This is a genomic window from Bacillus cereus group sp. BfR-BA-01380 (genome assembly GCF_022663535.1).
Classification (GTDB): Bacteria; Bacillota; Bacilli; order Bacillales; family Bacillaceae_G; genus Bacillus_A; species Bacillus_A cereus_BB.
The window spans coordinates 1-16,550 of the sequence record NZ_JAKUFS010000047.1 but is presented as its reverse complement, the minus strand read 5'-3'; the positions used below and the strand labels follow the sequence as shown (position 1 = coordinate 16,550).

Sequence of the window (16,550 nt, the reverse complement as noted above, 5' to 3'; positions counted from 1 at the left end):
TGAATGTGTTGCACCCCGGAATGGTAAAGAAGAAACACTGGCTACCATTTGGAAGCAAGTATTAGGGATTAAGAAGGTGGGAATCTATGATAACTTCTTTGAAATTGGTGGGGACTCGATTCTCAGCATTCAGATCATATCACAAGCGAGTCAATTGGGATTAAAACTTACACCCAAGCAAATGTTTGAATGCCCAACGATTGCCGAGTTGGCGCAAGTAGTCAAAGAAAATCAGGGAGTACAAGCAGAGCAGGGAGTTGTGACGGGAGAGGTACCGCTTACTCCAATTCAGTATTGGTTCTTCGAGCAAGAACATCCGAACCCGCAACATTGGAATCAATCGATGCTTTTAAAAGTAAGAGAGAGATTGGATGTGGAGTTACTAGAGGAAGCCCTATTAAACTTACTCAAACATCATGATGCCTTACGTTTCCGGTATGGACAATTGCCAAATGCAACTTGGAAGCAGAGAAATGAGGGAATCGATGAACAGTCTGTACTTCGTGTGGTAAAGCGGAACGATGCTGATCAACAAGCGTGGAATCAAGTGATACAAGAAGAGATGGATATCACTCAAGCCAGTTTCAATTTACTTACAGGGCCGTTGATGAGAATAGTGTACTTTGATGACGGTTCGAATGGGAACGATCGATTATTCTGGACGATTCATCATTTAGTAGTAGATGGAGTATCATGGCGAATTCTATTGGAAGATTTACAGGCCGCATACAACCAGATGAAACAAAGTCAGAAAGTTCAGTTACCTGCGAAAAGTACATCCTTTAAAGAATGGTCGGAACGACTACAGGCATACAGTGAGTCAGATCTTTCAAAAGAAGTAAAAGATTATTGGCGTGAACAGGCAGAAAAACAAGTGATGACGATTCCGATGAAATACCCTATACAGGAAACGACAGAAGCATCGATTGATCAAGTGACGATGACGTTGGGAGCAGAAGAGACCCACGCGTTGTTACAAGAAGTTCCGATGACTCATAAGACAAGGATTAACGAGGTACTATTGACGGCATTAGTACAAGCTATAGCTGAATGTACAAATCAGCATAAGGTTTCTGTTCACTTGGAAGGACATGGAAGAGAAGAGGTGATTGAAGGCGTTGATATATCGCGGACAGTGGGTTGGTTCACGAGTATTTATCCCGTTCACCTTGATCTTCAGGGATCAACAACACCTATTGAGGGATTAAAGGCTGTGAAAGAGCAATTGCGTCGAATTCCGAATCAGGGCATTGATTATGGCATTTTACGCTACTTGAGCAGAGAATTGCTTCCGTTCTATCAGCAGCAAAAACCATCAATAAGCTTTAACTATTTGGGGCAACTTGATCAAGTATTTTCCAAAGAATCTTTGTTTATGCAAGAGACAGGGTTTACACTCTTAAACCATGCTCCAGAATCGAAACCCTCTCACCCGATTGACATTGTCGGTATGGTGAAAGATGGGAAGTTACATTTTGTTTGGATGTATAGTAGAGAACAGTTTTCTAGATTGACAATTAAAGCGATAGCAGATGCCATGTTGAATCAACTTCGTCTACTGATAAATCCGCCAACGACAGAGTCTGCTTTTACGGTATCTGACTTTGCTGATGCAGAGGCTCTCACGGAAGAAAGCTTGAGTAAAGTATTACTTAAATTAACAAAGAAGAGGGTGTAACAATGGGGGAAGTTATCGATATATACGGATTGTCACCTTTACAAAAAGGGATACTGTTTCATACTTTATATGATCAAGATGATGAGCATTCTTTTTCCTACATTGTACAGGTAGGTTTCTTACTCGGTGGTCGATTGGATGTTGCTACTTTCGAAAAGGCCTGGGAATACGTCATTCACCGACATGAGATTCTACGTTCTGTTTTTGTGTGGGAGGAAATAGAAAAGCCATTGCAAGCTGTTTATCAACATCTTCCTTTTACTATTCGTCGAGAAGACTGGAGCGCTCTTTCATGTGAAGAGAGGGAAAAGAAATTACACCAGTTTTTGAATGCTGATCGGAAGCAAGGGTTTTCGTTAGACGAAGCACCGTTGATGAGAATCACTGCGATTAAAGAAGCAGAAGAAGAAACGAGAATCATTTGGACGCATCATCATATTTTGTTGGATGGGTGGAGTGTGTCCCTGATCTTCAGTGAAGTGATGGAAGTTTATCTCAAGATGATAAAGGGAGAAGCAGTCGATCTTCCCAAGTCTCTTCCCTATAAAAAATATATCCAGTGGATTAATAAACAAGATCGAAGTAAAGCTGAGAAATTCTGGACAGAAGAATTAAAAGGATTTCATGCACCTACGCCATTAGCGATGGAAAGAAGTGACCAGGGGCAGGAGAAGGGTTATGGAGAGAGTGTTTATCGGCTATCTGAGGAACTGACTGAGACGTTACAAGAGTGGGTGCGAAATAGTCAGCTAACCTTAAATACGTTAGTGCAAGGAGCCTGGGCTTACTTGATGAGTCGGTATAGCGGTGAAAGTGACATCGTATTTGGTGTGACTAGTTCTGGGCGTTCTACTGAACTAGTAGGGGCAGAGAAAATGGTTGGTCTATTCATTAACACATTGCCTACCCGAATTTATGTAAAGAACGATACATCAGTAGTAGACTGGCTCCATAAGATACAGATGAAAGAAATGGAACGGAGACAATACGAGTATAATTCGTTGGTCGATATTCAAGGTTGGAGTGAAGTTCCAAGGAGCAGTACTTTATTTCATACCTTGTATGTGTTCGAAAATTACCCGATCCAAGGAGAGCGCAATGCTGATTTAAGATTACTAGAGGTCCAAAGTGCAGAACAAACAAATTATCCTTTGACGCTCATTGCAATGCCAGGTAAGGAATTTACTTTGAAGTTGATGTATGACCGCCATCATTTTGATGAAGAGACCATTCATCGGGTTCAGGATCATCTATCGCAAACATTAATTCAGATGACGAAAAGCTCAGATTCAAAGCTATCCGAAATTACCCATTTAACAATGGAAGAGCGGACACAACTGCTAGAGAAATGGAATGATACCCAAGTAGAATATTCATCTGAAAGCATGATTCATACGTTATTTGAGCAGCAAGTGGAGAAAACGCCAGAAGCGATCGCGGTTATTTATGAAAATGAGAAACTTACCTATAAAGAGCTGAACGAGCGTGCTAATCAGCTAGCTCACTATTTACAGAAGCGTGGTGTGGGTCCAGAGTCTTTAGTCGGTGTATATATGGAACGATCGCCAAAAATGATGATAGCGTTGCTAGGGATTCTAAAGTCAGGAGGAGCTTATGTTCCACTTGATCCTACGTATCCCGAGAATCGGCTACGCTATATATTAGAAGATGCTAGAATCGAAGTACTAGTGACGCAAGAAATGTTAGAAAAAATAGGTATATCCGAACAAATCGAAACAATTTGTATGGATCAAGATCGCATTGCGATTGAACAGGAAGAACCGACCGCATGTACAAGCAGTATAGCAGGAAAAAATTTAGCATACGTTATGTATACCTCAGGATCTACAGGTAATCCAAAGGGAGTGATGATTGAGCATCATTCAGTGAATAATTATCTTGAATGGATGCAACATCAATATCCACTCTTTGAAAAGGATGTGGTCTTGCAGAAAACACCATTCTCATTTGATGTATCTGTGTGGGAGTTATTTTGGGGTATTAGTGTAGGAGCATGTGTATCCTTCCTGCCTCCAGGTGGAGAGAAAGATCCTTCTATAATAGCTGAAGTGATAGAGAAGCATCAGGTTACTGTTGTCCAATTTGTTCCTTCGATGCTATCTGTTTTCTTAGATCATTTCGATCATATTGATTTGAAACTGAAATGTTCGTCCGTGCGTCATGTGTTTTCCGGTGGGGAAGAGCTTAGTCTAGGGTTGGTTAGACGATTTCAACAGCACTGGGATAAGAGCGGACAAGTTAAATTGACCAACTTTTATGGACCAACAGAAGCAACCATTTACGTGAATGCATTTGACTGTCAACCCCATCAAGAATTTGTTTCTATTGGTAATCCGATACAAAATATCCAGCTGTATGTATTAGATCAGAATCAGCGTTTGCAATCGATAGGGATAGAAGGTGAGTTGTATATTGGTGGTGCAGGCTTAGCGCGTGGCTACTTAAATCGACCTGATCTTACTGCTGAAAGATTCGTTCCGCATCCGTTTCAATTAGGAGAACGGCTATATCGAACTGGAGATTCAGTAAGATATCTAACTGATGGGAATTTAGAATTTATAGGAAGAATGGACCATCAGGTGAAAGTGCGTGGCTTTCGGATTGAGCTTGGAGAAATTGAAGCGACTTTAGAAAGGCATTCGTCTATTAAAGAGGCAGTCGTGCTAGTGAGAGAAGATCGCCCAGGCGATCAGCGATTGGTAGCGTATGTGATAAACGATGGAAATATCCAAAATTGGCGAGAGTATCTTCAGAACCAATTACCGAATCACATGGTTCCAGCACACCTTGTAGAGTTGGAATATTTCCCGCTTACTCCAAATGGAAAAATCGACCGAAAAGCCTTACCAGCGCCGGAAGGACAATCTATGGGAGAGTTTAACGTCCTACCAAGAACGCCATCGGAAGAGCTCATCGCCTCGGTTTGGAGTCAAGTATTGGGAATAGAAAATATCGGCATTCAAGACTCTTTCTTTGAACGTGGTGGACACTCATTACTCGCTACTCAAATCGTCTCTCGATTACAAGAAGCATTCCAGATCAAAATACCGTTACGTGAACTTTTCAAGTACGATACGGTGGAGACACTGGCGAAGCGAATGGATCAGTTGTGTAAAGGAGATAAAAAACGAGAGATTCCACCACTTGTACCTATGTCGCGGGAAGAATCTATTCCGCTTTCCTACGCACAGAAACGCCTATGGTTCATTAATCAATTAATGCCAAATAGTACGATGTACAATATTCATGCAGCATGTCGACTGACAGGAAAATGGTCACTTGAAGCATTGGAGACGGGATGGAATCAGTTGATTGAACGTCATGAATCATTGCGGACAGTAATTCAAGAGCGAGAGGGTGAACCCGTTCAACAGGTTCAGTCGCATGTTTTCAAACCCCTTCCTCAAATGGATCTAACAAACCTCTCTCTAGAAGACAGAGAAAGAGAGATGAAGCGGCTCATTCAAAACGAAGCAGAGGAACCATTTCATTTGGGACAAGGTCCTTTGATTCGAACACGAATTTTGAAAGTGGACAAAGAGGAATGGGTACTCCTTTGTACGATGCATCATATTATTTCAGATGGGTGGTCAATGGGAATCTTACTCGAAGAATGGATGGCTTTTTATGAAGGAGCGATAAGTGGCAAACCAGTTGAACTGAAGGAGTTATCTGTTCAATATGCGGACTTTGCCCTGTGGCAAAAAGAATGGCAAAAAGAATGGCAAAAAGAAGAGAATCTTGATCAGCACCTTCAATATTGGAAGGAAGAATTGGCTGGTAAGTTACCGGTCTTGCAATTACCGATGGATCGTCCTCGACCTGCTGTTCAAACTCACCGTGGTGCAAGTCAGTCTCTGATGGTGGCGAATTCCTTACGGGAACAGCTCAAGGAATTAAGTCTGCAAGAAGGATCCACCTTATTTATGACCTTGATGGCAGCGTATCAAAGCTTCCTTTCTCGTTATACGGGACAAGATGACATCTTGGTTGGAAGCCCGATTGCGAACCGGAATGTTAAAGAGATTGAAGGATTAATAGGTTTCTTTGCAAATACGTTGGTTTATCGAGCTGATTTCAGTGGAAATCCGACGTTCCAAGAACTTCTGTCGCAGATACGAAAAAAAGCACTAAAAGCATACGAGTATCAGGACATTCCGTTTGAAAAAGTGGTAGAAGCCGTAAAACCTGAACGGAATACCAGTCATTCGCCAATTTTCCAAACTATGTTTACCCTACAGAATACGAAACAAGAGTTACCTCAGCTATCTGAAAGAAACATGGAGCTGATGGAAAGTCATACTTCAGTTGCCAAATTTGATTTGAGTTTATTTGCATCGGAGACGGAAGAAGGGTTATTGCTAACTTTTGAATATAATACCGATTTGTTTAATGCTGCAACCATTGAACGAATGGCAGATCATTTTGAACATTGGTTATATGAAATTGTATCTCATCCAAAAGATTCACTATCAAAGCTGAATATGCTATCGAAAGCTGAATATAAGAGGTTACTAGAGGAATGGAATGACACAGGAGTCGTGGCCATACGTGAAAGCACGATTCATACATTGTTTGAGGAACAAGTGGAGAAAACGCCAGAAGCGATCGCGGTAGTGTGCGAAGATGAGGAGCTAACGTATCGAGAACTGAACGAACGCTCCAATCAGTTGGCCCATTATCTCCAGAAGAGGGGTGTGGGATGCGAATCATTGGTTGGGATCAGCGTTACACGTTCATCCGAGATGATTGTCGGTCTCTTAGGAATCATGAAAGCAGGAGGAGCGTATGTTCCGATTGATCCTGCGTATCCGGAGAGTCGGATACGGTATATTTTAGCGGATGCTCAAATCGAGGTACTAGTGACACAGGAAAAGTTGCAGCAAAAAATGACGTTACCTGAATCGATTGACATGATTTGTATCGATCGTGATCGAGCAGCGATCAAACAGGAAGTAACGACCGTATGTACGAGTGAAGTGACAAGCGATAACTTAGCTTATATCATCTATACCTCAGGATCCACTGGCAATCCTAAGGGAGTGATGATTGAGCATCGGAGTACGTTGGCGATGATCCATTGGGCACATCAAACCTATTCCCTACAGGAATTAGCGGGAGTGCTGGCTTCAACTTCACTATCCTTTGATCTATCGGTTTTTGAAGTGTTTGTTCCTTTGACGATGGGTGGAAAGGTGATTGTCGCTGAAAGTGCCCTTCATCTGGACAAGTTGTCTACGAAGGATGTGACCTTGGTCAATACTGTGCCATCAGCAGCGAAGGAACTGGTTCGAGCAAAGATGATTCCTTCTTCGGTAAAAGTGATGAATTTGGCTGGAGAACCGTTGCCACAGTCACTGGTCCAGCACTTGTATGAGAGAAGTCCGATTGAAAAGGTGTACAACCTATACGGTCCATCCGAAGATACTACTTATTCTACGTATATGAAGCTAGAAAAGGGCGTCATGCACAAGGTCCCGCCGATTGGTAGACCCATCTCTAACACAGAAGTATATGTACTCAGTGCAAACCAGCAAATGGTCCCGATTGGTGTAGTGGGTGAGCTTTACATTGGGGGATCAGGCTTGGCGCGTGGCTACTTAAACTGCCCTGACTTAACAAACGATCGTTTTATCCCGCATCCATTTAAAGAAGGGGAGCGAGCATACCGGACGGGAGATCTTGTGAGATATCTACCGGACGGGAATTTGGATTATCTCGGTCGGATCGATCATCAAGTGAAGATCCGTGGATTCCGGATTGAGCTAGGGGAAATTGAAGCGACGTTACAAAGTCATTCATCGGTTAACGAAGTCGTTGTGATGGTACGCGAAGATCATCCGGGTGATCAGCGTTTAGTTGCCTATGTAGTGGGAGAAGGAAATGCTCATGCGTTGCGTGATTATCTCAAGACCCAGTTACCAAATTACATGGTCCCGGCACATTTTGTCGAATTGACAGCATTCCCACTCACCCCAAATGGGAAAATCGATCGGAAAGCCTTACCTGCACCAGAGCGCAAGGAAGCAGCGGGTGGTTATGTTGCCCCTCGTACACCTACAGAAGAAGCGATTGTTTCGATATGGCATCAAATTTTAGGCACTGAAAATATCGGGATTCATGATTCATTTTTTGAACTAGGTGGCCATTCATTACTCGCTACACAAGCTGTTTCTAATCTAAATGAAACCTTTGAAATTGAGTTACCACTGCATGATTTATTTACGTATACTACCGTGCAGGAGTTGGCAGAACGGGTTAATCAGCTGCGCTGTAGTGGAAATGAGCAAGGGCAGAATGATAGTAAGGAGAATGTAAGTTTTCAAGAATATATTCAAAATGAAGCAGCAGCGAGTAATGATGAAGAGTTACTTGAACTTCTTAAGCAATTGGAAGAGTTATCAGAGGAAGAAGCGCAAGGTATATTCGAGAGAAACTTGGTTGAGGAAGGTGTGAAAAAATGAGAAATGATTTACTTGCAAAGTTGAATTCGCTTTCTCCTGAGAAGAGAATGTGGCTTCAGAAGCAGATGCAGAAAAAGGAGAATAAAGAAGCGCTTCCGTTGTCCTATGCACAACAACGTTTGTGGTTTATGGACCGATTTAACCCAAACAGTTCAGTATATAATATTCCGACAGTATGGCGTCTAAAAGGAAATTGGACGCCTGAAGCATTGGAAAAGGGATTGAATCGACTCATTGAACGTCATGAATCATTACGCACCGTTTTTAAGGAAGTAGGAGACCAACCTATGCAACATATTGTGGAATTCCTTCCTAGAAAACTACCTGTAGAGGATTATTCTCATCTTCCTCTGGAAGTAAAGGAAAAAGAGATAGAGAGTTTGATTGCTAGAGAAGCGCAGGATCCGTTTGATTTAATGAATGGCCCTTTGATTCGTAATCAACTGGTTCAATTAGGGAAAGAGGAATGGTTATTGCTATGTACCATGCATCATATTATTTCTGATGCGTGGTCCATCGGCATATTGATCAATGAATTGCTTGCCTTCTATGAGGAAGAAATGAGTGGGGAGCCTGCTGGACTAAGTTCGCTATCGATTCAGTATGCAGACTTTGCGAAATGGCAAAGGCAGTGGTTGCAGGGGGAAGTGCTAGATCGACAACTTACGTATTGGCAGGAAGAATTGTCCGGTGAGCTTCCCATACTACAACTGCCAGTGGATCGCCCTCGACCGGTTACACAAACGTACGCTGGGGACACGTATCGTGTGATTCTTCCTCACACATTACTCAGTTCATTGAAGGATTTAAGTCGACGAGATGGATCTACCTTATTTATGACCTTAATGGCTGCATATCAGAGCTTTCTTGCTCGCTATACGGGACAAGAAGATATTCTCGTCGGAAGTCCGATTGCGAATCGGAACCATAAAGGAGTAGAGGGATTAATCGGCTTCTTTGTTAATACGTTAGTCTATCGGGCGGATCTCAGTGAAAATCCGACGTTCAGGGAGATTTTGTCTCAGATAAAGAAAAAGGCGTTGAAAGCGTATGAATATCAAGATATTCCGTTTGAAAAAGTGGTAGAAGCTGTACAACCTGAACGGAGTACGAGTCATTCGCCTATCTTCCAGACCATGTTTACGCTACAAAATATAAAACAAGAACGACTAGAGCTGTCTGGTAGAAGCTTGGAAATGATAGAAAGTAATATTTCCATCGCGAAATTTGATTTGAGTTTAACCGCTTATGAGGTGGAAGAAGGTCTATTTGTTTCTTTTGAATACAATACAGATTTATTTGACAGTAGAACCATTGCACGTATGGCAGGGCATTTTGAAAACTGGTTAAACGAAATTGTTCATCATCCAGATGAATCATTTACAAAGCTGTCGATGCTATCGGACACAGAACAGAAGCAGCTCTTGGAAGAATGGAATGACACTGACGTAGTTTATTCACATGAGAGCATGATTCACGAACTGTTTGAGCAGCAGGTTGCGCGTACACCTGAAGCGGTGGCGGTAGTGTATGAAGGTGGACAGCTGACGTATCAAGAACTCAACGAGAAAGCAAACCAATTGGCACATTATTTACAGAAACGGGATATAGGACTTGAGTCATTGGTCGGTATATGTATCGAGCGTTCACCCGAAATGATTATTGGTCTCTTAGGGATTCTCAAAGCGGGTGGGGCTTATGTCCCACTGGATCCGAGTTATCCTGAAAATCGCCTGAGATACATTTTAGAGAACTCGCAGATCCAAGTGCTTTTAACAAAGGAAGCGTTACAGGGTTGGTTGCCTGAAGGCATCCAAGCGATTTGTTTGGATCGAGATCAAGTAGCGATTTCTAGAGAGAGTAGTTTGGCGCCAGTGAGCGGAGTGACAGCAAACAACTTGGCTTATATCATTTACACTTCGGGTTCGACAGGGAATCCGAAGGGAGTGATGATTGAACACCACTCGGTTATCAACCGATTACAGTGGATGCAAAAAAACTATCCATTATCTGAACAGGATACGATTCTTCAGAAAACGCCGTTTTCGTTTGATGTCTCTGTCTGGGAATTATTTTGGTGGTCATTTGTAGGGGCACGTGTTTGTTTACTTCCGCCGGGTGGCGAGAAGGATCCTGCAATGATTGAGGGGTGTATTGAGCGATATCGCGTGACCACGATGCACTTTGTTCCGTCGATGTTATCTACTTTCTTGGATTATATGGAACAATCCAAAGTGAAAAAGGACGTATCGTCTTTGTGTCAGGTTTTCACCAGTGGAGAAGCGTTAAATACCGAACAGGTTCGCCGGTTTAAGGGTGTATTTTATGATTCTCAGCAAACGAAGTTAAGCAACTTGTATGGTCCTACCGAAGCGACTGTAGATGTCACTTACTATGATTGTGATTTAGAAAAAGAACCGTTACTTACTCCGATTGGTCGTCCGATTGATAATACCGAATTGTATGTGCTAGATCAAAGCCAACAGGTGGTACCGATAGGTGTGGCTGGGGAACTTTACCTTGGTGGTGTAGGCTTGGCACGTGGTTACTTCAATCGACCAGAATTAACTGCTGAACGTTTTATTCCGCATCCATTTAAGGACGGGGAACGGCTCTATCGGACGGGAGACCTAGTGAGGTATCTGAATGATCGCAACGTGGAGTATATCGGAAGAATAGATAACCAAGTGAAAATCAGAGGTTTCCGGATTGAGCTGGGAGAGATTGAAGCGGTTCTACTCGATCATTCATCTGTGAAAGAGGCTGTCGTGTTGGTGAAGGAAGATCATCCTGGAGACAAGCGGTTAGTAGCTTATGTGGTGGGTGAAGGAGACACAGGAGAATGGCGTGAGCACCTCAAGACGCAATTACCGAATTACATGGTTCCGGCATACTTTGTCGAGATGGAAGTTATGCCACTCACTCCGAATGGCAAGATTGATCGCAAAGCCTTACTGGCATTGGATGGACAGCCTATGAGCGTAAATATTGTCTCACCGCGAACACCAGTGGAAGAGCTCATCGCATCGGTATGGAGTAAAGTGTTAGGCATAGAAAATATTGGTGTTCAGGATTCCTTCTTCGAGCTTGGTGGCCACTCGCTACTCGCTACTCAAGTTGTCTCACGTTTACAAGAAGTTTTCCAAATCGAACTACCGGTGCGTGAACTTTTTGAGTTTACAACGGTGGAGGCACTGGCGAAGCGATTGGATCAGTTGCGTAAAGGAGACAAAAAACGAGAGATTCCACCGCTTATGCCGATGGAACGGGGAGAAGTCATTCCGCTCTCTTATGCCCAACAACGCCTGTGGTTCATTGACCAATTCACGCCTAATAGTGCACTTTATAATATGCCGATGGTATGCCGTCTTACAGGGAATTGGGTACCCGAAGCATTGGAAACAGGATGGAATCAGCTGATAGAGCGTCATGAATCTTTACGGACTGTGTTCCATGAAGTGAATGGTCATCCTGTTCAGCAGATTCAACCGTATGCTTTCCGGTCCCTTCCTCAAATGGACTTAACTATACTTTCTCCGGAAGAGCGAGACGCAGAAGTTAAGCGCTTGATTCAGCAAGAAACAGAAGTGCCATTTGATTTAGGAGAGGGCCCACTGATTCGGACAATCGTCTTGCGAGTGGGAGAAGAGGAATGGATCCTCCTCTGTACCCTGCATCATATCGTTTCGGATGGATGGTCGATGGGAGTCCTACTTGAAGAATGGATAGCTTTCTATGAGGAAGCAATGGATGAGAAGGTAGCAGAACTTGAACCATTACCGATCCAATATGCGGACTTTGCTCAGTGGCAAAAGGAATGGTTGAAGGACGAAGTGCTTGAACAGCAACTCAACTATTGGCAGGAAGAATTGTCTGGTGAGCTTCCTGTGCTACAACTGCCGATGGATCACCCGCGTCCTGCGGTGCAAACTCACCGCGGATCGACACACACTGTGTTGTTGTCACGTTCGTTACGCGACAAACTGAACGAACTCAGTCGTCAAGAAGGGTCGACGCTCTTTATGACCCTGTTGGCTGCGTATCAAAGCTTCCTCTCCCGTTATACAGGACAAGAGGATATTCTCGTCGGAAGTCCAATTGCGAATCGTAATTACAGAGAGATTGAAGGGTTAATCGGTTTCTTCGTCAATACCTTGGTTTATCGGGCTGATCTAAGCGGTGCACCGACATTCCAAGAGTTGTTGTCTCAGGTGTGTCAAAAGGCACTGAAAGCATATGAATATCAAGATATTCCATTTGAAAAAATTGTGGAAGTTGTGCAACCCGAGCGGAGTACAAGTCATTCTCCAATCTTCCAGACGATGTTCATCTTACAAAATATGAAACAAGAGCTTCCAGTGTTGTCTGGTAGAAGAATCGAAATGATAGAAAGCTATAATTCGATCGCAAAATTTGATTTAAGTGTAATGGCAGCCGAGGCGGAAGAAGGATTAATTTTCTCTTTTGAATACAATAAGGATTTATTTGATGTTACAACCATCGAACGAATGGCAGGACATTTTGAGAACTGGCTACATGAAGTTTCTCATCATCCACAAAAACCGTTGAATGGTCTGAGTATGCTCTCCGAATTTGAGCGTGGTTTGTTATTAGATACATGGAATGACACCGCAATGGAAATGTCCCAAGAGGGTCTTATTTGTGACAGATTTGAGGACAAAGTAGCACGACGTCCCGATGCGATTGCAGTGGTCGATCAAATGAGAGAGTGGACCTACAGTGAACTGGATGCGCGGGCAAATCAGTTGGCACATGTTTTGCAGAGAAAAGGGGTTGGTCCTGAAACAGTTGTGGGTGTCTACCTCCCGAGATCGGCTGAGCTTATGGCAAGTTTACTTGGCATATTGAAAGCTGGCGGGGCCTATGTCGTTCTAGATCCGTTGTATCCGAAATCACGGTTACAATACATGATTGAAGATGCAGGAATCCAAATCGTAGTGACGACAGCAGCGCAAGAAAGCCTTTCCGAACAGGTCGAAACGGTGAGATTAGAAGAAATAACAGATGAAAGCGTGATTGCACCGAAGCGGCAAGTGAAACCGGAGCACTTAGCTTATATTGTCTACACCTCTGGTTCCACAGGAAAGCCAAAGGGTGTCATGGTCGAATATCGTTCATTGATGAATATGGTTTCTTGGCATCAAGCGGTATACCAAATTACAGAACAGGATCGTGCGACTCAAATTGCGGGGATTGCCTTTGACTCAGCTATCCAGGAGATTTGGCCTTATCTCACCGCTGGTGCAGCACTATACCTGTCGACAGAAGAGTTGCGAATCAATCCAGAGGCTCTACGAGATTGGCTCATTGATTCACGGATCACGGCTAGCTTTGCGCCTACACCTATTCTGGAAAGACTCTTGAAATTATCTTGGCCAGAGAAGACTGTTCTCCGTTTTATCATTACGGGAGGAGATCAGTTAACACAGTATCCATCTGAACAAATCCCTTTTGCAGTGATTAATCAGTATGGTCCATCGGAAAATACCGTCGTTACCACTGATTGTTATGTGCCTGCAGGAATGACAACAGGTACTCCGTCGATTGGTCGACCGATTGCGAATACAGAAGTATATGTGCTAGATTCTCACCTTCAGCCGGTGCCAGTGGGTGTGATTGGAGATCTCTATATCGGAGGAAAGAACCTTGCTCGTGGCTATGCTAATCGTCCGGAACTCACAGAGGAAAAATTCATTCCGCATCCGTTTAAGTCAGGGGAGCGTCTCTATTACACCGGGGACAAAGCAAGTTATCTTCCTGACGGTGATCTCCAGTTCCATGGTCGTATGGATGACCAAGTAAAGATTCGTGGTTTCCGGATTGAACTGGGAGAAGTTGAAGCCACTTTGCAGGCGCATTTGTCCGTAAAAGAAGCTGTTGTACTGGTAAGAGAGGATCATCCAGGAGACAGACGATTGGTAGCTTATGTAGTTGGTGAAGGAAGTGTTCGTGAATGGCGGGAGCATCTGCAAACACATTTACCGAATTACATGGTTCCGGCACATTTTGTCAAGATGGCATTTTTACCACTCACACCGAATGGAAAACTTGATTTAAAAGCATTGCCTGTACCTGATGAACCATCTACTGAAAATACTGTATACCCACGAACTCCGATGGAAGAGCTTGTCGCATCGGTATGGAGTCAAGTGCTAGGCATAGAAAATATTGGTGTTCAGGATTCTTTCTTCGATCGAGGTGGCCACTCGTTGCTCGCTACTCAAGTTGTATCTCGGTTAAAAGAGGCATTACAAATCGAACTGCTAGTACGTGAACTGTTTGAGCATTCAACAGTAGAGGCGTTGGCGAAGCGACTGGATCAATTGCGTAAAGGAGACAAAATACGAGAGATTCCACCGATTATGCCGATGGAACGGGGAGAAGCCATTGCGCTCTCTTATGCCCAACAGCGCCTGTGGTTCATCGATCAATTTACGCCTAATAGTGCACTTTATAATATACCGATGGTATGCCATCTTAAAGGGAATTGGGTACCCGAAGCATTGGAGACGGGATGGAATCAGCTGATAGAGCGTCATGAATCTTTGCGAACGGTGTTCCATGAAATGGATGGTCATCCTGTGCAGCAGATTCAACCGTATGCTTTCCGATTCCTTCCCCAAATAGATCTAACTACGCTTTCTTACGAAGAGCGAGAAAGCGTAATGGAACAATGGATCCAAAACGAAGCCGAAGCGCCATTTGACTTAGGACAAGGCCCGTTGATCCGTGGGCAAATCGTGCAAATCGCAGAAGAAGAATGGATTCTTCTTTGTACCATGCATCATATTATCTCAGATGGCTGGTCGATGGAAATCTTGCTCCAAGAATGGATGGCATTCTATGAAGAAGCGGTTGGTGGAAAACCAGCAGAACTCGCACCGTTATCGGTTCAATATGCCGACTTTTCCCAATGGCAAAGGGAATGGTTGAAAGAAGAAGTACTTGATCAGCAGCTTGCATATTGGAAGGAAGAGCTGTCTGGCGAGTTACCAGTCTTAATGTTGCCGATGGATCGTCCTCGTCCTGCGATGCAAACCCATCGTGGATCGACACACACTGTGTTGTTGTCACGCTCGTTACGCGACAAACTGAACGAACTTAGTCATCAAGAAGGGTCGACGCTCTTCATGACTTTACTGGCATCGTATCAAAGCTTCCTCTCCCGTTATACAGGACAAGAGGATATTCTCGTCGGAAGTCCAATTGCGAATCGTAATTACAGAGAGATTGAAGGGGTAATCGGTTTCTTCGTCAACACGTTGGTTTATCGGGCTGATCTGAGTGGTGCACCGACATTCCAAGAGTTGTTGTCTCAGGTACGTACAAAAGCATTGAAGGCGTATGAGTACCAAGATGTTCCGTTTGAAAAGATTGTAGAAGTCATACAACCCGAGCGAAGTACAAGTCATTCTCCGGTCTTCCAAACCATGTTTACCTTGCAAAACACGCAACAAGAGCTTCCAGAGCTTCATGGAAGAAGTTTAGAAGCGATGGAAAGCCATGCTTCGATCGCCAAGTTTGAATTGAGTTTAAGCGCCGCAGAGGTGGAAGAGGGTTTATTCCTTTGCTTTAACTATAAGAATGATTTATTTGACCTTGTAACGATTAGACGTATGGCTGAGCATTTTGAAAACTGGTTAAATGAAATCGTGGAACATCCCGATAAATCACTGACGAAGTTGACGATGCTATCGGAATTAGAGGAGCAATTGCTGGAAGAGTGGAATGATAATGCTGTAGCGTATCCACGTGAGAGTGTGATTCATAAACTGTTTGAAGATCAGGTGGATCGTACACCTGACACGGTGGCGGTGGTGGATGAAAATCAGCAGTTGACGTATCGAGAGCTGAATGAGAAAGCAAACCAATTGGCCCATTACCTCCAAAAATGTGGGATTGGGACCGAGTCATTGGTCGGTCTCTGCTTCCAGCGTTCAGTTGAGATGATTGTTGGTCTCATGGGGATCTTGAAAGCTGGGGCAGCCTATGTTCCATTGGATCCATCGTATCCAGAAAGTCGCCTACGATATATTCTGGAGGACACAGGGATTCAAGTATTAGTCACGAACGAAGCATTAGAAGGTTGGATACCTGAAGAAATCGAAGTAGTTTGTTTGGATCGAGATCAAGCGATGATCTCGCGAGAAAGCACTCTTTCACCAATATGTGAAGTGACAGGAGAAAACTTGGCATATGTTATCTATACTTCGGGATCAACAGGGAATCCGAAGGGAGTTATGGTAGAGCATCACAATGTGATTCGCTTATTTAAATCAACGGAATGTTGGTATCAGTTTGATGAAAAAGATACTTGGACGCTTTTCCATTCTTATGCGTTTGACTTCTCGGTATGGGAGATTTGG

3 protein-coding genes are annotated in these 16,550 nt (G+C 43.6%); all 3 read left to right on the top strand.

Annotated features, from left to right (window positions below; translation table 11 throughout):
* Nucleotides 1–1,678, top strand: a 1,678-nt coding sequence (locus MR076_RS24835) for a condensation domain-containing protein (RefSeq protein ID WP_242225190.1), incomplete at its 5' end; no start/stop codon positions are given.
* A 2-nt stretch (nt 1,679–1,680) separates the two neighbouring features.
* Nucleotides 1,681–8,163 carry a non-ribosomal peptide synthetase gene (locus tag MR076_RS24830; protein WP_242225188.1) on the top strand — a complete coding sequence of 2,161 codons (6,483 nt, stop codon included), beginning with the start codon at nt 1,681–1,683 and terminating at the stop codon, nt 8,161–8,163.
* On the top strand, nt 8,160–16,550 hold an 8,391-nt coding region (locus MR076_RS24825; protein WP_242225187.1), incomplete at its 3' end, for a non-ribosomal peptide synthetase. The genes MR076_RS24830 and MR076_RS24825, both read left to right, overlap by 4 nt.